We start from the raw sequence: 20,101 nt of genomic DNA, 5'->3' as shown, positions 1-20,101 counted from the left end.
TGGGGTCAGGACAGCGAGTCCCGGTAGTCGTCGTAACCGAACGAGCGGACGGTCGTGATGCGGCCGTCAAGCTCGCGGATGCAGATGGCGGGCATGGCGACGCCGTTGAACCAGTTCTTCTTGACCATGGTGTAGCCGGCCGCGTCCTGCACGCTGATGCGGTCGCCGACCTTCAGCGGCGCGGGAAAGCGCCCGTCGCCGAAGATGTCGCCCGCAAGGCAGGACTTGCCCGCGATCTGGTATTCATGCGCGCCGTCCTGCGGCAGCTTCGCGTTCTCGCGGTAGATCAGCAGGTCGAGCATGTGCGCCTCGATCGAGCTGTCCACGACCGCGACCTCTTTCCCGTTGTTCAGGATGTCCAGCACCGTGAGTTCCAGCGTCGTGGTGCCGGTGATGCTCGCCTCGCCCGGTTCCAGGTAGACCTGCACGCCGAAGCGGTCCGCAAACGCCCTGAGCCGGTCTGCCAGGGCGTCCAGCGGATAGCCCTCGCCGGTGAAATGGATGCCGCCGCCGAGGCTGACCCATTTCAGCTTTTCCAGGAAGCCGCCGAACTCGGCCTCGATCCGGTCGAGCTGGCCCGAAAAGAGATCGAAGTCCCGGTTCTCGCAGTTGTAGTGGATCATGACGCCGGTGATCCGGTCCAGCGCCTGTTCCAGCCGCGCCATGTCCCATTCGCCCAGGCGCGAGAACTGGCGCGCCGGGTCGGCCAGGTCGAAGCCGCTGGTCGAGAAGCGCGGGTTCAGCCGCAGCCCGCGCGCGATCCCCTGCGCCCTGTCGGCGAAGCGGTCGAGCTGGCCGAGCGAGTTGAAGATGATCTTGTCGGCGTAGCCCACCGCCTCGTCGATCTCGTGATCGGCCCAGGCGACGGAATAGGCGTGGGTCTCGCCGCCGAACTTCTCGCGCCCCAGCCGCAATTCGTTCAGCGAAGACGAGGTGGTGCCGTCCATGAACTGCGACATCTGGTCGAAGACGCCCCAGGTGGCGAAGCATTTCAGGGCCAGCAGGGTCTTGGCGCCGGACCGCTCGCGCAGCCGCGCCATCTTGTCCATGTTCGCCTGCAGCTTGGCGCGGTCGATCAGGTAGAAGGGCGTCTGCGGTTCGGTCATGGGCGGAAGCCTCGGGCGGCAAAGGGAAACCGGGCATATAGGGGCGTGGGCCCTGCCTGACAAGCAACTGCGACGCCCGCGTGACAGCCGCTGCCCGGGGAACGGGCCCGCGCCCGCCGCGTTGCGGTTGCGTCGCGCCGGGGCGCTCGCCCATCTGGTGCGCCGGGGTGTTCGCCCCTAGATCATCACCATCGCCTGACAGGAGCCTTGCCATGACCGCCCGCGTCGAGATCTACGCCACCCAGAGCTGCCCCTACTGCCACGCCGCGCGCGGGCTTCTGCAGAAGAAGGGCGTGGATTACGAACTGATCGACGTCGGCCGCGAGCCCGGGCGCCGGGTCGAGATGACCCAGCGCGCCCACGGCCGCCGCACCGTGCCGCAGATCTTCATCGACGGGACGCACGTGGGCGGCTCGGATGACATCCACGCGCTGGACCGGCAGGGAAAGCTGGACGCGCTGCTGGGCCTGTAATCCATGCGCGCCGCCCTGATCCAGTTGAACGTCGGCGACGATCCGGCGGCCAACCTGCCCGTGACGCTGGACTTCGTGCGCCAGGCGGCGGCGGGCGGCGCGACCCTGCTGCTGACGCCCGAAGCCACGAACATCCTGACCCCCGACCGCGACCGCCAGCGCGCGCTGCTGGTCCCCGAAAGCGAGGACCCCACGCTGGCCGCCCTGCGCGACGCCGCGCGCGAGCTTGGCGTCTGGCTGTCGGTCGGATCGCTGTCCCTGCGCCAGGACGACCCGGCCGAGGACCGTTTCGTCAACCGCAGCTTTCTTCTCGCGCCCGACGGGGAAATCGCCGCGCGTTACGACAAGATCCACATGTTCGACGCCACCATCTCGGAAGGCGAGAGCTTCTGCGAAAGCCGCACCTTCCGGCCCGGCGACCAGGCAGTGCTGGCGCAGGGCCCCGAGCCCATCGGGATGACGGTCTGCTACGACCTGCGCTTTCCCGCGCTTTACCGCAGGCTCGCCAAGGCCGGCGCGCGGGTCCTTATCGTTCCCTCGGCCTTCCATCCCCAGACGGGCGAGGCGCATTGGGACGTGCTTCTGCGCGCCCGCGCCATCGAGACGGGCTGCTTCGTGCTGGCCGCCGCCCAGACCGGCACCCACCCCGCGCCCCACAGCCCCGGCAAGAAGCCCCGCGAAAGCTATGGCCGTTCGCTGGCCGTGGCACCCTGGGGCGAGGTGCTGGCCGACGCGGGCACTGAGCCCGGCGTCACGCCCGTCGATCTGGACATGGCCCTCGTGGACGACGCCCGCAGCCGCGTTCCCGCCTGGCGCCACGATCCCGTGGTCTGGGGGCCATGAGCGACGACGGCGAATCCACCGCCTCGCTGGCGGCCAGCCTATTCGCCGAGGTCATCATCAGCGAACAGATGGCCCGCGCGATGGTCACACGCGCCCTGCCCAAGGGGATGCAGCTGTCGCATTTCTCGGTGCTGAACCTGCTTGCCCACCTGAACGAGGAACGCACGCCCGCGCAGTTGGCCGAGGCCTTCCACGTCAACCGCAGCGCCATGACCAACACCATCAGTCGCCTCGAATGGGCGGGCCATGTCCATGTCCGGCCCGACTGGGACGACGCGCGACGCAAGTGGGTGGGCATCAGCCCCTCGGGGCGGGTGGCGCGCGACGCGGCGCTGGCGGCCTTTCTGCCGCGCCTGACCGAGGTCGTCCGCGACATCGGCCCGTCCGAGGTCCGCCGCGCCCTGCCCGTCCTGCGCCGGTTGCGCGAGCGGCTTGAGGAAGAGGCGTAAGCCTTACTGCCTCACCCCCGTCACCAGGTAGTTCACCGACAGGTCGCGCTTGGACAGCGACCATGACCAGCCGAGCGGGTTGAAGACCATCCCGCTGCGGTCCACCACGCCGACGCCCGCCGCCTCGAACATGCCCGCCAGTTCGTCGGGGCGGATGAAGCGCGACCATTCATGCGTGCCGCGCGGCAGCCAGCGCATGATCCATTCGGCCCCGACGATGGCGGCGGCGAAGCTTTGCGGCGTGCGGTTCAGCGTCGAGGCGATTAGCAGCCCCCCCGGCCGCAGAAGCCGCGCACAGGTGGCGACAAAGGCCTGCGGGTCGGCCACGTGCTCGACGATCTCCAGCGCCAGCACCACGTCGAAGCGGGCGCCTTCGGCCAGGATCGCCTCGGCGGTGGTCGCGCGATAGTCGATGGGCAGGTCCGACTGGGCGGCATGGACGCGCGCGACCTCGATGTTCTCGGCCGCCGCATCCGCGCCCGTGACGGTGGCCCCCAGCCGCGCCATGGGCTCGGCCACCAGCCCGCCGCCGCAGCCGATGTCCAGCAGGCGCAGACCCTCGAAGGGCCGCAGGGACCTGCGGTCGCGCCCGAACTCGGCGGCGATCTGGCCCGTGATATAGTCCAGCCGAACCGGGTTCAGCATGTGCAGCGGCTTGAACTTGCCCGCCGGGTCCCACCATTCGGCGGCCATCGCCTGGAACTTGGCGACCTCGGCCGCGTCGATGCTGCTGGGTCCGGTTGCGTCCATCTCAAGTCCCTCGTTCTGCGCCGGTTGGCGTCCTGCCGCGGGGCGGTATATATCTTGGACATGGACCGCATGGCAGACCGAAACGCCGCGTCACCCTCGCACGGGCGGCTTTACCCGCCGATCGAGCCCTTTGACGCGCGCATGATCGACCGGGGCGACGGCCACCGCATCTATGTCGAGCAATGCGGCAACCCGCAGGGCCGCCCCGTCATGGTCCTGCACGGCGGCCCCGGCGGCGGCTGCAGCCCGATGATGCGGCGCTTCTTCGACCCCGGGCACTGGCGGATCGTGCTGTTCGACCAGCGGGGCTGCGGACGCTCGCAGCCCCATGCCTCGGTGATGGCCAACACCACCGGGCATCTTCTGTCGGACATCGACGCGATCCGGGCCGAGCTTCGCCTGCCCCCGGCGGTGCTGTTCGGCGGCTCCTGGGGCGCGACGCTGGCGCTCGCCTATGCCGAGGCCCGGCCGGACGCCGTGTCGGCGCTGGTGCTGCGCGGGGTCTTCCTCGGCCAGCAATCGGAACTCGACTGGTTCTACGGCGGCGGCGCGGGCCGCTTCTGGCCGGAACTCTGGCAGCGCTTCCGCGACGTGATCCCGGAACCCGAGCGGGGCGACTTGGTCGCGGCCTATCACCGGCGCCTGTTCAGCGGGGACCCGGCGATCGAGACGCGCTATGCCATGCCCTGGCTCGCCTGGGAAAATGCGCTGGCGGGACTGGACAACGGCTCGCCCGGCCATGCGCCGCCTGCCTATGCGCGCGCCTTCGCCCGGCTGGAAAACCATTATTTCGTCCATGCCTGCTTCCTGGACGAAGGCCAGCTTCTGCGCGACCGCCGCCGGATCGAGCACCTGCCCGCCGTGATCGTGCAGGGCCGCTACGACATGGTCTGCCCGCCGCTCAGCGCCTGGACGCTGGCCCAAGGCTGGGCAAGGGCCGAACTGCGCATGATCCCCGCCTCGGGCCATGCCCTGACCGAGCCCCGCATCGCGGCTGAGCTTGTCCGGGTCATGCAGGCGATGGCGGGCCTCGACTGACGCAAGCCGCGGTCCTCGGGCCGGAGGCAAATATCCCGGGATCGTCGTATACGACGATGGGGCAGCGCCCCGGTCCGGCGCCGAAGCTCACGCTTCCCTGGGCTTCTGCCGGTCCTTGTGCTTGGCCAGCGCCCCGGTCTGCCGCTTGTTCGACTTGTCCTTGTAGGGGTTCTTGGTTCCCTGGTCGCGGAAGGTCAGCCGGATCGGCGTTCCCGGCAGGTCGAAATCCTGCCGCAGCCCGTTGACCAGATAGCGGCGATAGCTTTCGGGGATCTGGTCTGTGTGCGTGGCCATGACGACGAAACCCGGCGGGCGCGTCTTCACCTGCGTCATGTAGCGCAGCCGGATGCGGCGGCCGCCCGGCGCGGGCGGCGGATGCGCCTCGGTCATGGCGATCAGCCACTGGTTCAGCCGCGCCGTGCTGATCCGGCGGTTCCAGACCTCATGCGCCTTCAGGATCGCATTGTGCAGCCGGTCCAGCCCCTTGCCCGTGCGGGCCGAGACGGTGACCAGGGGCGCGCCCTTGAGCTGCGGCAGCAGCCGCTCGAAGGCCTCGCGCAGCTCATTCAGCTTCTGCGGCTTGTCTTCCTCGAGGTCCCACTTGTTCGCGGCGACCACGACCGCCCGGCCCTCGGTTTCGGCGAAATCGGCGATGCGCAGGTCCTGCTGCTCGAAGGGGATGGCCACGTCCAGCAGGACCACCACGACCTCGGCGAAGCGCACCGCGCGCAACCCGTCCGCGACGGAAAGCCTTTCCACCTTGTCGGTGATCCGCGCCTTCTTCCGCATCCCCGCGGTGTCGAAGATGCGGACCGGAGTGCCCATGAAGTCGGACCTGACCGAGATCGAGTCGCGCGTGATCCCCGCCTCGGGGCCGGTCAGCAGCCGGTCCTCGCCGATGATCTTGTTGATCAGCGTGGACTTGCCCGCGTTCGGCCGCCCGATCACGGCGATCTGCAAGGGACGGGCGGCGCTGGGGCGCCAGTCCTCGGCACCCTCGCCCGATTCCGCCTGCTCGTCGGTCAGGGTGACGTCGGTTTCCGGCGCGATGGGCGCGGGGCGCTCGGCCTCGACGATCTCGGACAGGGGCTTCAGGACACGGTAGATGTCCTCGAGCCCCTCGCCATGCTCGGCCGAGATGCGCAGCGGCTCGCCCAGCCCCAGCGACCAGGCTTCGGTCGCGCCGGCCTCGCCCGCGGCCCCCTCGGCCTTGTTGGCGGCCAGGATGACGTGCTTGGCGCGCTTGCGCAGGATGTCGGCGAAATACTCGTCCGCCGCCGTGACGCCCGCGCGGGCGTCGATGACGAACAGGCAGATGTCGGCCTCGTCCACGGCGCGCTCGGTCAGCCGCCGCATCCGGCCCTGCAGCGAATCGTCCTCGACCATCTCGAGGCCGGCCGAGTCGATCACGACGAAGCGCAGGTCGCCCAGGCGCGCGTCGCCCTCGCGCAGGTCGCGGGTGACGCCCGGCTGGTCATCGACCAGCGCCAGCCGCTTGCCCACGAGGCGGTTGAACAGGGTGGACTTGCCGACATTGGGCCGTCCGACGATGGCGAGTGTGAAGGTCATTACCTGTACGCGTGAAGCTGGCCATCGCGGCCGGTGACATACAAGGTGCCGCCCGACACGACTGGCGCGGTTGCCGCGCCCCCGGGGATCGGCGCCTGCCCGACCAGCGCACCGGACCGGGGATCGAAACTGCGAAGGATGCCGTCCGACGAGGCGACGAACAGCCGCCCGCCCGCCAGCACCGGGCCGTAATGGGCATGGATCGAATCCTGCCGCCGCTCGCGCCTGTCGGTGTAATAGGGCAGGTTGACCGCGAAGATGCGCCCGCCGGTGGCCGCGTCCAGCCGCACCAGCTGCGCCTGGTCGTTGACCGCGAAGACCGAGCCGCCCGCAAGCAGCACCGGGCTGTTCGCCCCGTCCTTGTCGGTCCAGATCTCGGTGCCGGTCGCGCGGTCGAAGGCATAGATCCGCCCCGAGGACGACCCCGCCAGCACCACGTCGCCCGCGATCACAGGATCGCCGGTCAGGTCGCGGATGAAGGCGATGGCGCGGCCGCGCCGGCTGCCCGCGACCTGCGCGCTCCAGCGCTCGGTGCCGGTGGCGCTGTCCACGGCCAGCAGCTGGCCCGAGGCGAAGGGGAAGATCACGAGGTCGCCGTCCACTGCGGGGGCCGCGACGCCGGTTGCGCCCGACTGCGCGCGGATGCCCGCCACCGTCCACAGCACGCGCCCGTCGGCCGCGCGCACGGCCCAGCCGGTCGCATCGCGGCCGACCACATAGACCACGCCGTTCTGCACGGTGGGCGCCCCGCCGATGGGCGCGTCCACCCTTTGGCGCCACAGCACCGCGCCCGTGCCCGCGTCCAGCGCGACCAGTTCGCCATAGCCCGTGGTCACGAAGACCCGCCCGCCCTCAAAGGCGATGCCGCCGCCCGAGGCGCTGTCGCCGCTTTCGGCCGCGGGCGTCAGGTCGCGCCGCCAGGCCGTCGCGCCGTTCAGCGCCGTCGCGATCACCTGCGCGCGGCTGTCCAGCGTGAAGACCCGCCCGCCCGCGACCACCGGGTCGGCGGTGATGCGATAGCGCCGGGCCGAGCCCTCGCCGATGGGCGCCGACCACAGGCGCTGCTGGCCGTTGCCCGCAAGCGCGGCATGGGGAATGCGGTGCGCCGGGTTGCCCGCCCGCGTGGTCCATTCCACCGACACCGGTGCGGACAGGTTCAGCGCCGTCGAGGTCACCCCCGCGGGCCCCTCGACCGCGGGTCCTTCGGGCGAGACGATCTCGCGCGGGTCAAGCCGCGTGCCGGGCAGGATCTCATCGCGCTGCTGGCAGGCCGCCAGTGCGGACAGGGCGATCAGGGGCAGCAGCGTGGTCAGTCTGGTCATGGCGGGCTCCGGTGCGGCGCGGGCGGGAACGTGCGGTCTCAACCGCCCGTCGCGGGCGGCATCACCTCGGCCGCGAGGGTCGAGTCGGGGGCGGTCTGGCTGTCGGTCTCGGGCTCGGGATCGACACCCAGGGTGATGAGGTGCTCGGCCAGGCGCTGGCGCATGGTCTGGGTCAGCCCGTCCTTCTGCTGGATCTGGCGGATCAGCGTCACGGCATCGTCCTTGCGGCCTGCGCCCGACAGCGCGACGGCCTTCAGTTCCAGCGCGATCAGTTCGAAGGGCGCGCCGGGGGCGGACAGCTGGGCCAGCACGGCGTCGCGCTCGGCCGGGTTCATCTCGCGGCCCTGCGCGATCACGGCCTTGAGCGCCGCGAGGTCGCGCACGACGGTGTTGTCCCCCGCCGCCGTCGACACCGCGTCATAGCGCTGGGCGGCAGCGGACGGGTTGTCCGCCTCGACCAGGGCGTTCGCCGACAACAGGTCTCGCAGTCCCGCCTGCCGCGGGTTGGCGGCCGGCACCGCGGCAAGGGCGTCGGCACGCGCGGCGGCGTCCGTTTCGGCCTCGGCCGCAAGGATCGCGTCGCCGAAGGCGCGCGCGGCCGCGCGGTCGCGCGACGAGGCATATTCGCGCCAGGCGGCCCCCGCCACCAGGGCCAGGATCAGCAGGACCGCGATCCAGCCATAGCGGCGCAGCATCAGGAACAGCCGGTCGCGGCGCAGATCCTCGGTGACCTCGTCGATGAAACGGTCGTTCTGGTTCGCCATGCGCGCCTGCGCCCCTGCCCTTGGTCGTGTTCCCGCCCTTCTACACATGCGCGCGCCGGTTTGCCAACGCCCGCACGGGCGCCGTCCAAAACGGACCAAAGGAACCGCTTCCTCTTGCAAGGCGTTTTCGCGGCGGCGAGAGTGCGTCCCGACGCATCAGACAAATCCCTGAAAGGACTGCGAACATGGCTTTCACCCTGCCCGACCTGCCTTATTCCCACGACGCGCTGTCGAGCGGCGGGATGTCGAGGGAGACGCTGGAGTTCCACCACGACAAGCACCACAAGGCCTATGTGGACAAGCTGAACGAGCTGATCGCGGGAACCGAGTGGGAAAACGCCTCGCTCGAGGAAATCGTCAAGGGCACCTACCAGGACGGCGCGGTGGCCCAGAACGGCATCTTCAACAACGCCAGCCAGCACTGGAACCACACCCAGTTCTGGGAGATGATGGGCCCGAACCCCGGCAAGATCCCCGGCAACCTGGAAGCCGCGCTGATCGAATCCTTCGGCTCGGTCGCGGACTTCAAGAAGAAGTTCACCGAAGCCGGTGTCGGTCAGTTCGGCTCGGGCTGGGCCTGGCTGGTCCGCAACAGCCAGGGCGGGCTGGAGATCACCAAGACGGAAAACGGCGTGAACCCGCTCTGCAAGGGCCAGACGGCGCTGCTGGGCTGCGACGTGTGGGAACATTCCTATTACATCGACTTCCGCAACGCCCGGCCGAAGTACCTGGAGAACTTCCTGGAAAACCTCGTGAACTGGGAAAACGTCGCCTCGCGCATGTAAGCCGCGGACGGCCACCGAACGACGAGGGCCCGCCATCCGGCGGGCCTTTTCCTTTGCGCCGGTCGGCATCGGTGCCACGCGCGTTCTTCTTCGCCCAACTATCCCGGGGGGGAACGACCCGCAGGGGCCGGGGGGCAAAGCCCCCGCCGCCGACGCGGCCCGCGAGTCCATGGCCCGGTCGCAGGGCCGCCCGGCACCAACCGGGCGGCCGCAGGCGCGTCAGTTGTTTCCGCGCGTGATGTCGGTGCCGGACCCGGGCGCGAGGTCCGGGTTCGCGGGCGCCGCGCCAGGCGCGCCGGGCTGGGCGTCGCTGGTCTGGCCGGTGGTTCCGGCCGGGGCGCCCACGGTGCCGGTCGCGACGGGGCTGTCGGGGCTCGGGACCGGCGCCTGCAGGGGGGCCCACAGGAAGAACAGCACAATCGCCAGGATGACGGCCGCCGCGATGATGACCAGCGTCCAGGGACTGATGCCGCCGCTGCCGGACCGCGAATTTCCGGGATTTGCCATGAAAAGACCTCCGCATACTGGACGTTGACCGCCGGAACGTTCCGGCCCCGACCGTGCCCTGCAAACCATCCTGCAGGACGCGGCATGATTTCATTCAGCCTGACGCTCCGGTCAGGTGCTGCCGGCCTGCACTGCGCTCTGGCCGGGCGGCGGGGCCACGCTGACATCCGCGACACTGGCGCCCGGCAGGCCACCCGAACCGACCAGCCAGGCGAGCATCGCCGCGCTGAGCACCACGAGGGCCGCGATGATCCAGAGGTTCCTGTTCGACGGGTTGCGGGCTGCCATGACCGACTCTCCTTGACGCTTTTCGAACGCATGCCGCCCCGCGCGGGTTTCCCGGCCAGATCCGATGCGCCCTCTCGACCATCGCCCCTTCGTCGCTGAAACGCCGCGCGGCGAGGCGGTTCGTCGCAAGTCCGGGGCGGGCCGCATGTCCGGGCAGGGTGCCCGCGGGTCGCAGGACGGCCTTCGGGGACCCTCTGCGGCGTCCGGCCGCTTTCGCCCGGCCGGCTTTGTCCTTATCTGCTCCGTCAGGAAAGCGAGGCGGCGATGTTCTGGATCCTGACGGCGGCAATGACGGCGATGGTGGCGGCGGCGATCCTGCGGCCCTTCTTCCGGGGCTCCGCCGGCACGGCAGAGCCGGCCGCGGCCTATGATCTGGGCGTCTACCGCGACCAGCTGCGCGAGGTGGACCGCGACGTCACCCGGGGCGTGCTGACCCAGACCGAGGCCGAGCGGCTGCGGACCGAGATCGGGCGCAAGATCCTCGACGCCGACCGGGCGATGGCACGGCAGGCTGCACCGTCCGGGAAGGTGTCGCGCCCCTGGATCGCGGCCGTGCTGCTGGGTGCCGCGCTTGTGGCCAGCGCCGCCGTCTACTGGCGGCTCGGCGCCCCGGCGATGCCCGACCTGCCGCTGGGTGCGCGCATCGCCGCCGCCGACGAACGCTTGCGCGACCTGCCCTTGCAGGCCGATGCCGAGGCCCGCGCCCCCGAGCGGCCGAAGCCCCAGCCCGACCCCGACTACCTGCGCCTGATCGAGCAGCTTCGCGCCGCCGTGGCGCAGCGTCCCGACGATCCGCAGGGCCTCGCGCTGCTGGCCGAGCATGAGGCGCGGCTGGGCAACACCGCCGCCGCGCGGCAGGCGCAGGAACGGCTGATCGCCGTGCGGGGCACGGACGCGCAGGCGGCGGATCACACCCGTCTCGCCGCGCTGATGATCGAGGCGGCGGGCGGTCTCGTCTCGACCGAGGCGCGCGGGCAGATCGAGGCGGCCCTGCGGATCGACCCCGCCAACGGGCAGGCGCGCTATCTTCAGGGTCTGATGTATGCCCAGAACGACCGGCCCGACATCGCCTTCGGGATCTGGCGCGACCTTCTGGAAAGCAGCCCCCCCGCTGCGCCGTGGGTGGGACCCATCCGTCAGCTGATCCCCGACCTTGCCTGGCTGGCCGGGCAGCCTGACTATGTCCCGCCCGAGGCTCCCTCCGCTCCCGCCCTGCCCGGCCCCGATGCCGGGGCGATGGCGGCGGCAGGCGACATGACGCCCGAGGAACGCCAGGAGATGATCGCGGGCATGGTCCGGAACCTGGAAGCCCGCCTTGCGACCGAGGGCGGCACCCCCGAGGAATGGGCGCGGCTCATCACCTCGCTGGTCCGCATCGACAACGAATCCCACGCGCGCGAGATCCTGGCCGAGGCGCGCACCCGCTTCGGCGCGATGCCCGAGGCGAGCGCCGTGATCGAGGCTGCCGCCGCCGAAGTCGGGGTGTCCGCCCCATGATCTGCGCCGCCTTCGAGGATTTTGCCGCCGCCCTTCCCCGCACCGGCGCCATCGCCGGGCTGGACCTGGGCACCAAGACCATCGGGGTCGCCGTCAGCGACGGCCTGCGGCAGGTCGCCTCGCCCCTGACGGTGATCCGGCGTCAGAAGTTCACGCTGGACGCGGCCGAACTGCTGCGGATCGCGGCCGACCGGGGCCTTGTCGGGCTGGTGCTGGGCCTGCCCCTGAACATGGACGGCAGCGAAGGCCCCCGCGTCCAGTCCACCCGCGCCTTCGCCCGCAACCTCGAGCGGCTGACCCCCCTGCCCCTGTCCTTCTGGGACGAGCGCCTGTCCACCGTCGCCGCCGAGCGCGCCCTGCTGGAAGCCGACGCTTCGCGCCGCAAGCGGGCCGAGGTCATCGACCAGGTGGCGGCGGGCTATATCCTGCAAGGTGCGCTGGACCGCCTGCGCCACCTTTCATGAGCGTCGAAAGCCCCTGCCGCAAGCTCTGCGCCCTGGACCCCGCCACGCGGGTCTGCGCCGGCTGCCTGCGGACGCTGGACGAGATCGCCCGCTGGAGCCGGATGAGCGACGAGGAAAAGCGCGGGGTCCTGCGGCGGATCGAAGCCGCGATGGTCAGCGTGGAGCCCTGAGGTCCAACTTGAAGGCCGCCACCTGAAGAAGGCCGGACGGGCTGCACGACCTTGCCGCGTGGCGCGGGCATCAGGCTTTTTCTTCGTCTGAATATCCCGAGACGAGCGGGGATGGGGTCCCGACCATGGGCAGCTCCCCGCGTTTCTTCCGCGCCGCCCGCATGACAGGCGGCCTTGCGGGCGCCCCCGATCTTTGGCACGGCTCGGGCCATGGCCGATCCCGTCTCGCATCCCGTCACCGCCGCCTATGACCGCCGCGTCGCCGAGGGCGCCATCAAGGACGATGCCGCCCAGCGCGCCGTGCTGCCCGCGCTGGACCGGCTGGCGGCGGCGCTGGCGCGGCCGCATCCGGCCAGCAAGCCGGGCGGTCTTCTGGGCCGCATCTTCGGGGCCAAGGCCAACCCGCCGCCCGACCCGTCGCGCCGGGGCATCTACCTGTGGGGCGGCGTCGGTCGCGGCAAGTCGATGCTGATGGACCTGGTGATGGAGACGGCCTCGATCCCGGAAAAGCGCCGCGTCCATTTCCACGAGTTCATGCAGGAGGTGCAGGCCGGCCTGAACGAGGCCCGCGCGCGGGGCGACCAGGACGTCGTGCGCCCCGTGGCCGAGGCCATCGCCGCCCGCACCCGGCTGTTCTGCTTCGACGAGATGCAGATCACCGACATCGCGGATGCCATGATCGTGGGGCGGCTGTTCCAGGTCCTGTTCGACCGGGGCGTGATCGTGGTCACGACCTCGAACCGGGTGCCGGAGGACTTGTACAAGGACGGGCTGAACCGGCAGTTGTTCCTGCCCTTCATCGCGCTGATCCGCGAGCGGATGCAGGTGCTGCATCTCGAATCCCCGCGCGACCACCGGCAGGGGCGGCGCGCCGGTGGCGACGTCTGGTTCACCCCCGCCGATGCCGATGCCCGCGAGGCGCTGGACGAGACCTGGGCCGAGCTGACGGGCGAGGCCGATCCGCAGCCGCGCGACCTGGCCGTGAACGGGCGCAGCGTCACGATCCCCGCCGCCGCGGGCCGGGTCGCGCGCGCGGGCTTCGAGGACCTATGCGGCAAGCCGCTGGGCCCTGCCGATTACCTCGCCATGGCCGAGGCCTTCGACGCGCTGCTGATCGACGGCATCCCGACGCTCGGCCCCGCGAACCACGACCGCGCCAAGCGTTTCGTCACGCTGATCGACGCGCTTTACGAGGCGAAGGTGCGTCTTTACGCCAGCGCCGCCGCCGAGCCCGAGGCGCTTTACCCGACAGGCACCGGCGCCTTCGAGTTCGAGCGCACCGCAAGCCGCCTGCGCGAGATGCAGGGCGCGGGCTGGGGCAGGGCGTCCTAGAGGCCGCTTCTCACGTGCAGCCGCTGTCCTGCCGTCGCGGCCGGCATGGGTATTTGGGTCAGGAAGAAATCCCTTGGCCGGTCCTCGGTGGAGGAGCCCCGGGTTGACCGGCGCGAGGCTCAGCCGTTCTCGCGCAGCACGCGGCCCGCGAGATACAGCGAGCCGCAGATCAGGATGCGCGCGCCCGGATGCTGCCGGGCAAGGGCCGTGACCGCCTCGGTCACGCCGGGCGCGGTCGTGGCCGGGATGCCCGCGCCTTCGGCGGCGGCGGCGGTGTCCTCGGCGGGCAGGGTCGCGGCCTCGCCCTCGATGGTGACGGCGGTCAGGGTTTCGACCCGGGGGGCGAGCGGGCGCATGTAGCCGGTCACGTCCTTGGTGTTCAGCATCCCGCAGACCAGGTGCGTCGGCTTGCGCGGCATCAGGGCCAGCGTCGCTGCGACCGCCTCGCCCCCGGCCGGGTTGTGGCCGCCGTCGAGCCAAAGTTCGCAACCCTGCGCTGCCTGCACCAGCGGACCGCGCGTCAGCCGCTGCATCCGGGCAGGCCATTCGACGCGCCTCATGGCGGCCGAGGCCTCGGCCTGGCCGAAGCCCAGTTCGCGCAGCGCGGCGATGGCCGTGCCCGCGTTGTCAACCTGATGCGGCCCCGGCAGCGCGGGCAGCGGCAGGTCCAGAAGCCCGCGTTCGTCCTGCCATACCAGCGCATCCCCTTCGCGCGCGACGGTCCAGTGCTGGCCCGCGACGGACAGGGGGCAGCCGAGGCGGGCAGCGCGGGCCTCGATCACCTCCAGCGCCGCGTCGGGCTGGCGGGCGACCACGCAGGGCACCCGGCGCTTGAGGATGCCCGCCTTCTCGCCCGCGATCTGGGCCAGCGTCTCGCCCAGGTACTGCGTGTGGTCGATGCTGACGGGGGTGATGACGGTCAGGAGCGGCGCCTCGACCACGTTGGTGGCGTCCAGACGTCCGCCCAGGCCCACTTCCAGCAGCGTGTAATCGGCGGGCACGCGCGAGAAGGCGAGGAAGGCGGCTGCGGTCGTCACCTCGAAGAAGGTGATGGGCTGGCCCGCGTTTACCATTTCGACCTCGGCCAGCGTCTCGGCCAGCATCTCGTCGCCGATCAGCTGCCCCGCCAGGCGGATGCGTTCGTTGAAGAAGGCGAGATGCGGCGAGGTATAGGCGTGGACGCGCAGCCCCGCCGCTTCCAGGCCCGCGCGGATATAGGCCTGGGTCGAGCCCTTGCCGTTCGTCCCCGCCACATGGACAACCGGGGGAATCCGGTCCTGCGGATCGCCGAGATCGGCCAGAAGCCGCCGCATCCGGTCCAGCGACAGGTCGATGACCTTGGGATGCAGCGCCGTCAGCCGCTGCAGGATCGCGTCGGTCGCCCCGCTCACGTCAGTCCCGCGCGGGGACCGCTTCGGGCGACGGCTCGGCCTCCGGGGCAAGCGAACCGGCGGGCGGGTCCGACGCTTCGGGCGTCTCGGGAAGGGCCGAGGGCAGCACGCCCGGCGCCGGCAGGTCGGCCACCACGGGCGCGGACTGGCCCGTCAGCATCCGCAGGATCGAGATCAGTTCCTCGCGCAGCTTCTTGCGGTGCGTGACGCGGTCCAGCATCCCGTGTTCCAGCAGGTATTCGGCGCGCTGGAAGCCTTCGGGCAGCTTCTCGCGGATGGTCTGCTCGATCACGCGGGGGCCTGCGAAGCAGATCAGGGCATTGGGCTCGGCGATCTGGATGTCGCCCAGCATCGCGTAGCTGGCGGTCACGCCGCCGGTCGTCGGATGGGTCAGCACGACGATATAGGGCAGCCGCGCTTCCTTCAGCATCTGCACGGCGACGGTGGTGCGGGGCATCTGCATCAAAGACAGAATGCCTTCCTGCATCCGCGCCCCGCCCGAGGCCGAGAACAGCACCAGCGGCCGCTTGAGTTCGACCGCGCGCTTCGCCGCCGCGATGATGGCGTTGCCGACATACATGCCCATCGATCCGGCCATGAAGTCGAAGTTCTGCGCTGCCGCCACGATGGGGGTGCGCCCCATCTCGCCCTCGGCCACCAGCATTGCGTCCTTTTCGCCCGAGGACTTCTGCGCGGCCTTCAGCCGCTCGGGATATTTCTTCTGGTCCTTGAAGCCCAGCGGGTCGGCCAACGGCTCGGGCACCTTCACCTCGACGAAGGCGCCGGCGTCGAACAGCGCGGTGAAGCGCGCGCGCGGGCTGATCGCAAGGTGGTGGTCGCAGTTCGTGCAGACGTTCAGGTTGTCGGCCAGTTCGCGGTGGAACAGCATCGTCCCGCATTCGGGGCACTTGGTCCACAGGTTCTCGGGCACCTCCCGCCGCGAGAACAGCGAGTTGATGCGCGGGCGGACGTAGTTGGTGATCCAGTTCATGGCGGCCTCCGATGTCGGCGTCGCGCCGAGATAGGCCGGGGGCCGCGCTATTGCAATCGGGCGCAGTCTCGGCAAGCTGCCGGACCATGTGGGCGGACGTGCCGATCATCCTTCATGCCGCGGCGGCGCTGGCCGTGTCGGCCCGCGTGCTGATGCGGCCCCGGCTGGAACCTCCGGTCAGGCTGGCGTGGGTGCTGATGATCGTCGTGGTGCCGCTGGTGGGCATCGCGGCCTATGTCCTGTTCGGAGAGATCCGCCTGCGCCGGGGATATCTGCAGACGCGGCGTCACGTGCGCGAGCGGCTGAGCGGGCGCTGGCGGCGCGGTCCCCACGACCTGACGGCCCTGCCCGACCAGGCCGAGCCGGTGCTGCGGTCGGGCGGCGCGGTGGGCGGTTTTCCGGCCGTGGACGGCAACGAACTGCATCTGCTGCCCGAGGACGACCGCGCCATCGAGGCGTTGGTGGCCGAGGTCGATGCCGCGCGCGACCACGCGCATCTGCTGTTCTACATCTGGCTGCCCGACCGCTCGGGGGTCCGCATGGTCGAGGCGGCGATCCGCGCGGCCGGGCGCGGCGTCGCCGTGCGGGTGATCGTGGATGCGGTGGGCTCGCGCCTGCTGCTGCGGTCGGACCACTGGGCGCGGATGAAGGCCGCGGGGGTGGAATGCCGGGCAGCCTATCCGGTGGTCTATCCCTTCCTGCAGGTGCTGTTCCAGCGGATTGACCTGCGCAACCACCGCAAGATCGTCGTGATCGACAACCGCGTGGCCTTTACCGGCAGCCGCAACTGCGCCGACACGGCCTTTGCCATCAAGCCGCGCTTCGCCCCCTGGATCGACATCCTCGTGCGGATCGAGGGGCCGGTCGTGCGCCAGTTGCAGACCGCCTTCCTGGCCGACTGGATGAGCTACACGGGCCATGACCTCAGCCACATGCTGGACGGCGGGGGCGCCCGCGCCTGCCCCGGCGCCATCGCGCAGGTGATCGCCACGGGCCCCGACCGTCGGCAGGCGTCCATGTCGGACACCATCACGACGCTGATCCACTCGGCCCGTGACCGGCTGACGATCACCACGCCCTATTACGTCCCCGAACAGCCGCTGGATGCCGCCATCCGCACCGTCGCGCGGCGCGGCGTGCGGGTCACGCTGATCCTGCCGGAACGGAACGATTCGCTGTTCGTCAACGCCACCAGCGAGGGGCTGTGGCACGGGCTTCTGTCGGCCGGGGTCGAGATGCGGCTGTTCAGGGGCGGGCTGATCCATTCCAAGATCATCACCGTGGACGGGCAGATGGCGATGCTGGGCAGCGCCAACCTCGACCGCCGCAGCTTCGAGCTGAACTACGAACTGAACCTGATGGTCGTGGACGAGGGCCTGAGCGCCGAACTGGACGAGCGCCAGCGCAGCTACGTGGCCCGCTCGCGCCTGCTGACGCTGGCCGAGGTGCGGCGCTGGCCCTGGTGGCGGCGGCTGCGCAACAACGTCCTGGCACTGGCCGCGCCGCTGCTTTGAGCGGCGCTGGAACATCGCGCCTCGGGCTGGCAGAAGCCCGCCATGACACCCGAAGCGCCACCTGACAGCTTTCGCGCGGGACTTCGCGCGGCAATGCCCATCGCCCTCGGCTACCTGCCCGCGGCCTTCGCCTTCGGGGCGGCGGCGACGGGCATCGGGCTGGGCGTGGCCGAGGTGGGGGCCATGTCGGCCATTGTCTTCTCCGGCGCGAACCAGGCCTTCCTGCTGGCGGCGATCCCGGCCGGGATGTCGCTTCCGCTGATGATCCTGCTGACGGGCGCGGCGAGCCTGCGCCACCTGCTTTACGGCCTTGTCCTGCGCAGCCGCATCGCGGCGGATCGCACCCGGCGCGCGGTCTTCGCCATCGGCCTGACCGACGAGGTCTTCGCGACCGCCCTGGCGGCGACCGCCAACGGCTGGAGGCCGGGCGGGCGCTGGCTGATCGGGCTGGCGCTGACCGCCTGGGCCGCCTGGACGGGCGGCAGCCTCATCGGCGCGGCCGCGGGCGACGCCCTGCGGCAGACGAGCGAATCGGCCGCAGCGGCGATGGGCTTCGCCCTGCCCGCGCTGTTCATCGGCCTGATGCTCGGGTCCGTCCGGCGCGAGGTCGCGGTGCCGGTTGCGCTGGCGGCGGCCATCGCCGCGCTGGCCGTGCTGACCGGCCACGACAGGCTGGCGATCCCCGGCGGGGCGCTCGCCTGCCTTTCCGCGCGGTGGTTCCGATGACGCCGGGGCTGTGGGTCGCCTTTGTCGTGATCGGCGCGGTGACCTATCTCACCCGCGCCCTGCCCCTGCTGCGCGAGCGCAGCGGGACGGCCGACGCGCCTCCGCCCGCATGGCTGGATGCGCTGGGCCCCTGCATCCTCGCCGCCATCGCCGTGGCGGTCCTGCTGCCCGAGGCGCGGGGCGCCTGGGCCGAAGGCAGCCTGGGCCCCTTCGCGCTGGGCTCGGGCGCGGCGGCGGCGATGATGCTGTGGCGGCGGGACGCGGGACTGGCCACCGTGGCGGGCGTTGTCGCCTACTGGTTGTCTGTCTGAGCGCCCGTTGCCCTTGCCCGCCCTGCCGCGCGCGACTATTCCCGGATGCACGCCAAGGGGGATAGCCATGCACAACACGCGCTTCGACAAGTCGAAACTGCCCAGCCGTCATGTGACCGAGGGGCCGGCGCGTGCCGCGCACCGCAGCTATCTTTACGCGATGGGCCTGTCCGAGGAGGAGATCCATCAGCCCCTGGTCGGCGTCGCCACCTGCTGGAACGAGGCCGCGCCCTGCAACATCGCGCTGAACCGCCAGGCGCAGTCGGTGAAGATGGGCGTCAAGAAGGGCGGCGGCACGCCGCGTGAATTCACCACCATCACCGTGACCGACGGCATCGCCATGGGGCACGAGGGGATGCGCTCGTCGCTGGCATCGCGCGACGCCATCGCGGACACGGTGGAACTGACCATGCGCGGGCATTGCTATGACGCGCTGGTGGGCCTTGCGGGCTGCGACAAGTCGCTGCCGGGGATGATGATGGCGATGGTGCGGCTGAACGTGCCTTCGGTCTTCATCTACGGCGGCTCGATCCTGCCCGGCCGGTATCAGGGCCGCGACATCACCGTGCAGGACATGTTCGAGGCGGCGGGCAAGCACGCGGCGGGCCTGATCTCGGACGCGGAACTGGACATCATGGAACGGGTGGCCTGCCCGTCCTCGGGCGCCTGCGGCGCGCAGTACACCGCCAACACCATGGCCTGCGTGTCCGAGGCGATCGGGCTGGCGCTGCTGAACTCCTCGGGCGCCCCTGCCCCCTACGAATCCCGCGACCAGTTCTGCGACGCCTCGGGCGTGGCGGTCATGAACCTGATCGAGAAGAACATCCGCGCCCGCGACATCGTCACCCGCAAGTCGCTGGAAAACGCGGCCCGCGTCGTGGCCTGCACCGGCGGCTCGACCAACGGGGGCCTGCACCTGCCCGCCATCGCGCATGAGGCGGGGATCGACTTCGACCTGTTCGACGTTTGCGACATCTTCCACGACACCCCCTATTTCGTGAACCTGCGTCCGGGCGGCGAATACGTGGCGAAGGACCTTTACGAGGTCGGCGGCATCCCGGTCGTGATGAAGGAACTGGCCAAGGCGGGCCTGCTGCATCTCGACTGCATCACCGCCTCGGGCCGCACCCTGGGCGAGGAACTGGACGAAATCCGCGGCGAGCCCGACGGCAAGGTGATCCACCCCGTCGCCACGCCCCTGACCCCCACGGGCGGCGTGGTGGGCCTGCGCGGCAACCTCGCCCCCGACGGAGCCATCGTGAAGGTCGCGGGGATGAGCGAGGCGGACCAGGTCTTCACCGGCCCCGCCCTTGTCTTCGAATGCGAGGAAGACGCCTTCGAGGCCGTCCAGTCCCGCAACTATCAGGAAGGCTGCGTCTTCGTGATCCGCAACGAAGGCCCCGCAGGCGGCCCGGGGATGCGCGAGATGCTGGCCACGACCGCCGCGCTGTCCGGGCAGGGCATGGGCAAGAAGGTCGCGCTGATCACCGACGGGCGCTTCTCGGGGGCGACGCGCGGCTTCTGCGTGGGCCATGTCGGCCCCGAAGCGGCGCATGGCGGCCCCATCGCGCTGGTCAGGACCGGCGACATGATCACGCTGAACGCCATCGACGGCACCATCTCGGTGGATCTGTCGGACGAGGAACTGGAACGCCGCCGCGCGGAATGGAAGGGTCCGCGCAGGACCGACTATGCCTCGGGGGCGCTGTGGAAATACGCGCGGCTGGTCGGCTCGGCCCGCTACGGTGCGGTGACGCATCCGGGCGCCGAGGCGGAAACCCATATCTACATGGACCAGTGACGGCAGAGGG

The 20,101-nt window shown here is 70.7% G+C and carries 22 protein-coding genes; 13 read left to right on the top strand and 9 right to left on the bottom strand.

Features of this window, described 5'->3' with window-relative positions:
* Window positions 1–5 precede the first annotated feature (5 nt).
* Window positions 6–1,106, bottom strand: coding sequence for a carboxynorspermidine decarboxylase (locus CK240_RS00770; RefSeq protein ID WP_095638431.1), 1,101 nt, complete (start codon window positions 1,104–1,106; stop codon window positions 6–8).
* A gap of 212 nt (window positions 1,107–1,318) precedes the next feature.
* On the opposite strand from CK240_RS00770, the gene grxC reads away from it, so the two are divergent.
* From grxC to CK240_RS00755, 3 genes are read left to right on the top strand one after another with little or no spacing between them, the layout of a single operon-like run.
* Window positions 1,319–1,579 carry a glutaredoxin 3 gene (grxC, locus tag CK240_RS00765; RefSeq protein ID WP_095638430.1) on the top strand — a complete coding sequence of 87 codons (261 nt, stop codon included), beginning with the start codon at window positions 1,319–1,321 and terminating at the stop codon, window positions 1,577–1,579.
* 3 nt (window positions 1,580–1,582) lie between these two features.
* The gene (locus tag CK240_RS00760) at window positions 1,583–2,422 is read left to right on the top strand and encodes a carbon-nitrogen hydrolase family protein (RefSeq protein ID WP_095638429.1); all 840 of its coding nucleotides are present in this window, start codon (window positions 1,583–1,585) and stop codon (window positions 2,420–2,422) included.
* Window positions 2,419–2,871: a MarR family winged helix-turn-helix transcriptional regulator gene (locus tag CK240_RS00755; protein ID WP_095638428.1), complete on the top strand. Its 453-nt coding sequence runs from the start codon at window positions 2,419–2,421 to the stop codon at window positions 2,869–2,871. Before CK240_RS00760 ends, CK240_RS00755 begins: the two co-directional genes overlap by 4 nt.
* A 3-nt stretch (window positions 2,872–2,874) precedes the next feature.
* Here CK240_RS00755 and ubiG read toward each other — a convergent pair whose 3' ends face one another.
* Entirely contained in the window at window positions 2,875–3,621 is a 747-nt protein-coding gene (gene ubiG / locus CK240_RS00750) for a bifunctional 2-polyprenyl-6-hydroxyphenol methylase/3-demethylubiquinol 3-O-methyltransferase UbiG (RefSeq protein WP_095638427.1), read from the bottom strand.
* A gap of 60 nt (window positions 3,622–3,681) precedes the next feature.
* Between ubiG and pip the strand changes: the two genes are divergently transcribed.
* Entirely contained in the window at window positions 3,682–4,659 is a 978-nt protein-coding gene (gene pip / locus CK240_RS00745; RefSeq protein WP_095638426.1) for a prolyl aminopeptidase, read from the top strand.
* Between the two features lie 87 nt (window positions 4,660–4,746).
* On the opposite strand, the gene der is transcribed toward pip, so the two are convergent.
* From der to CK240_RS00730, 3 genes are read right to left on the bottom strand one after another with little or no spacing between them, the layout of a single operon-like run.
* Window positions 4,747–6,228, bottom strand: coding sequence for a ribosome biogenesis GTPase Der (gene der, locus CK240_RS00740; protein WP_095638425.1), 1,482 nt, complete (start codon window positions 6,226–6,228; stop codon window positions 4,747–4,749).
* Complete coding sequence (locus CK240_RS00735) at window positions 6,228–7,550, bottom strand: outer membrane protein assembly factor BamB family protein (RefSeq protein WP_095638424.1); 1,323 nt, start codon at window positions 7,548–7,550, stop codon at window positions 6,228–6,230. The genes der and CK240_RS00735 overlap by 1 nt, the downstream gene beginning before the upstream one ends.
* A 38-nt stretch (window positions 7,551–7,588) precedes the next feature.
* The gene (locus tag CK240_RS00730; RefSeq protein ID WP_095638423.1) at window positions 7,589–8,314 is read right to left on the bottom strand and encodes a hypothetical protein; all 726 of its coding nucleotides are present in this window, start codon (window positions 8,312–8,314) and stop codon (window positions 7,589–7,591) included.
* A gap of 185 nt (window positions 8,315–8,499) precedes the next feature.
* On the opposite strand from CK240_RS00730, the gene CK240_RS00725 reads away from it, so the two are divergent.
* Window positions 8,500–9,099, top strand: a complete 600-nt coding sequence (locus CK240_RS00725; RefSeq protein WP_095638422.1) for a superoxide dismutase — start codon at window positions 8,500–8,502, stop codon at window positions 9,097–9,099.
* 219 nt (window positions 9,100–9,318) lie between these two features.
* On the opposite strand, the gene CK240_RS00720 is transcribed toward CK240_RS00725, so the two are convergent.
* Both CK240_RS00720 and CK240_RS18555 read right to left on the bottom strand, forming a co-directional pair.
* On the bottom strand, window positions 9,319–9,606 hold the full coding sequence (locus tag CK240_RS00720; RefSeq protein WP_095638421.1) for a hypothetical protein: 288 nt from the start codon (window positions 9,604–9,606) through the stop codon (window positions 9,319–9,321).
* A 111-nt stretch (window positions 9,607–9,717) separates the two neighbouring features.
* Window positions 9,718–9,894: a hypothetical protein gene (locus CK240_RS18555; protein WP_167649935.1), complete on the bottom strand. Its 177-nt coding sequence runs from the start codon at window positions 9,892–9,894 to the stop codon at window positions 9,718–9,720.
* A gap of 264 nt (window positions 9,895–10,158) precedes the next feature.
* Between CK240_RS18555 and ccmI the strand changes: the two genes are divergently transcribed.
* From ccmI to zapE, 4 genes are all read left to right on the top strand, one after another.
* Entirely contained in the window at window positions 10,159–11,391 is a 1,233-nt protein-coding gene (gene ccmI, locus CK240_RS00715; protein ID WP_095638420.1) for a c-type cytochrome biogenesis protein CcmI, read from the top strand.
* On the top strand, window positions 11,388–11,855 hold the full coding sequence (gene ruvX / locus CK240_RS00710; protein WP_095638419.1) for a Holliday junction resolvase RuvX: 468 nt from the start codon (window positions 11,388–11,390) through the stop codon (window positions 11,853–11,855). Before ccmI ends, ruvX begins: the two co-directional genes overlap by 4 nt.
* Complete coding sequence (locus tag CK240_RS00705; protein ID WP_095638418.1) at window positions 11,852–12,025, top strand: DUF1289 domain-containing protein; 174 nt, start codon at window positions 11,852–11,854, stop codon at window positions 12,023–12,025. The genes ruvX and CK240_RS00705 overlap by 4 nt, the downstream gene beginning before the upstream one ends.
* Before the next feature lie 210 nt (window positions 12,026–12,235).
* Entirely contained in the window at window positions 12,236–13,357 is a 1,122-nt protein-coding gene (gene zapE, locus CK240_RS00700; protein ID WP_095638417.1) for a cell division protein ZapE, read from the top strand.
* Between the two features lie 119 nt (window positions 13,358–13,476).
* Here zapE and CK240_RS00695 read toward each other — a convergent pair whose 3' ends face one another.
* Both CK240_RS00695 and accD read right to left on the bottom strand, forming a co-directional pair.
* Window positions 13,477–14,748, bottom strand: coding sequence for a bifunctional folylpolyglutamate synthase/dihydrofolate synthase (locus CK240_RS00695; protein ID WP_095638416.1), 1,272 nt, complete (start codon window positions 14,746–14,748; stop codon window positions 13,477–13,479).
* Window position 14,749: 1 nt separating this feature from the next.
* A complete protein-coding gene (gene accD, locus CK240_RS00690) occupies window positions 14,750–15,739 on the bottom strand; it encodes an acetyl-CoA carboxylase, carboxyltransferase subunit beta (RefSeq protein ID WP_095638415.1) in 990 nt (329 codons plus the stop codon).
* Window positions 15,740–15,825: 86 nt separating this feature from the next.
* On the opposite strand from accD, the gene cls reads away from it, so the two are divergent.
* The 4 genes from cls (at window position 15,826) to ilvD (ending at window position 20,091) form a co-directional block, all read left to right on the top strand.
* Window positions 15,826–17,253, top strand: a complete 1,428-nt coding sequence (gene cls / locus CK240_RS00685) for a cardiolipin synthase (RefSeq protein ID WP_095638414.1) — start codon at window positions 15,826–15,828, stop codon at window positions 17,251–17,253.
* A gap of 42 nt (window positions 17,254–17,295) precedes the next feature.
* Window positions 17,296–17,979, top strand: a complete 684-nt coding sequence (locus CK240_RS00680; protein ID WP_095638413.1) for an AzlC family ABC transporter permease — start codon at window positions 17,296–17,298, stop codon at window positions 17,977–17,979.
* The gene (locus CK240_RS00675) at window positions 17,976–18,290 is read left to right on the top strand and encodes an AzlD domain-containing protein (RefSeq protein ID WP_095638412.1); all 315 of its coding nucleotides are present in this window, start codon (window positions 17,976–17,978) and stop codon (window positions 18,288–18,290) included. Before CK240_RS00680 ends, CK240_RS00675 begins: the two co-directional genes overlap by 4 nt.
* Before the next feature lie 67 nt (window positions 18,291–18,357).
* On the top strand, window positions 18,358–20,091 hold the full coding sequence (gene ilvD, locus CK240_RS00670; RefSeq protein WP_095638411.1) for a dihydroxy-acid dehydratase: 1,734 nt from the start codon (window positions 18,358–18,360) through the stop codon (window positions 20,089–20,091).
* The last annotated feature ends 10 nt before the right edge of the window (window positions 20,092–20,101 follow it).

It is taken from the genome of Paracoccus salipaludis (assembly GCF_002287065.1).
GTDB lineage: Bacteria > Pseudomonadota > Alphaproteobacteria > Rhodobacterales > Rhodobacteraceae > Paracoccus > Paracoccus salipaludis.
This window is presented reverse-complemented; position numbering and strand designations above follow the sequence as displayed.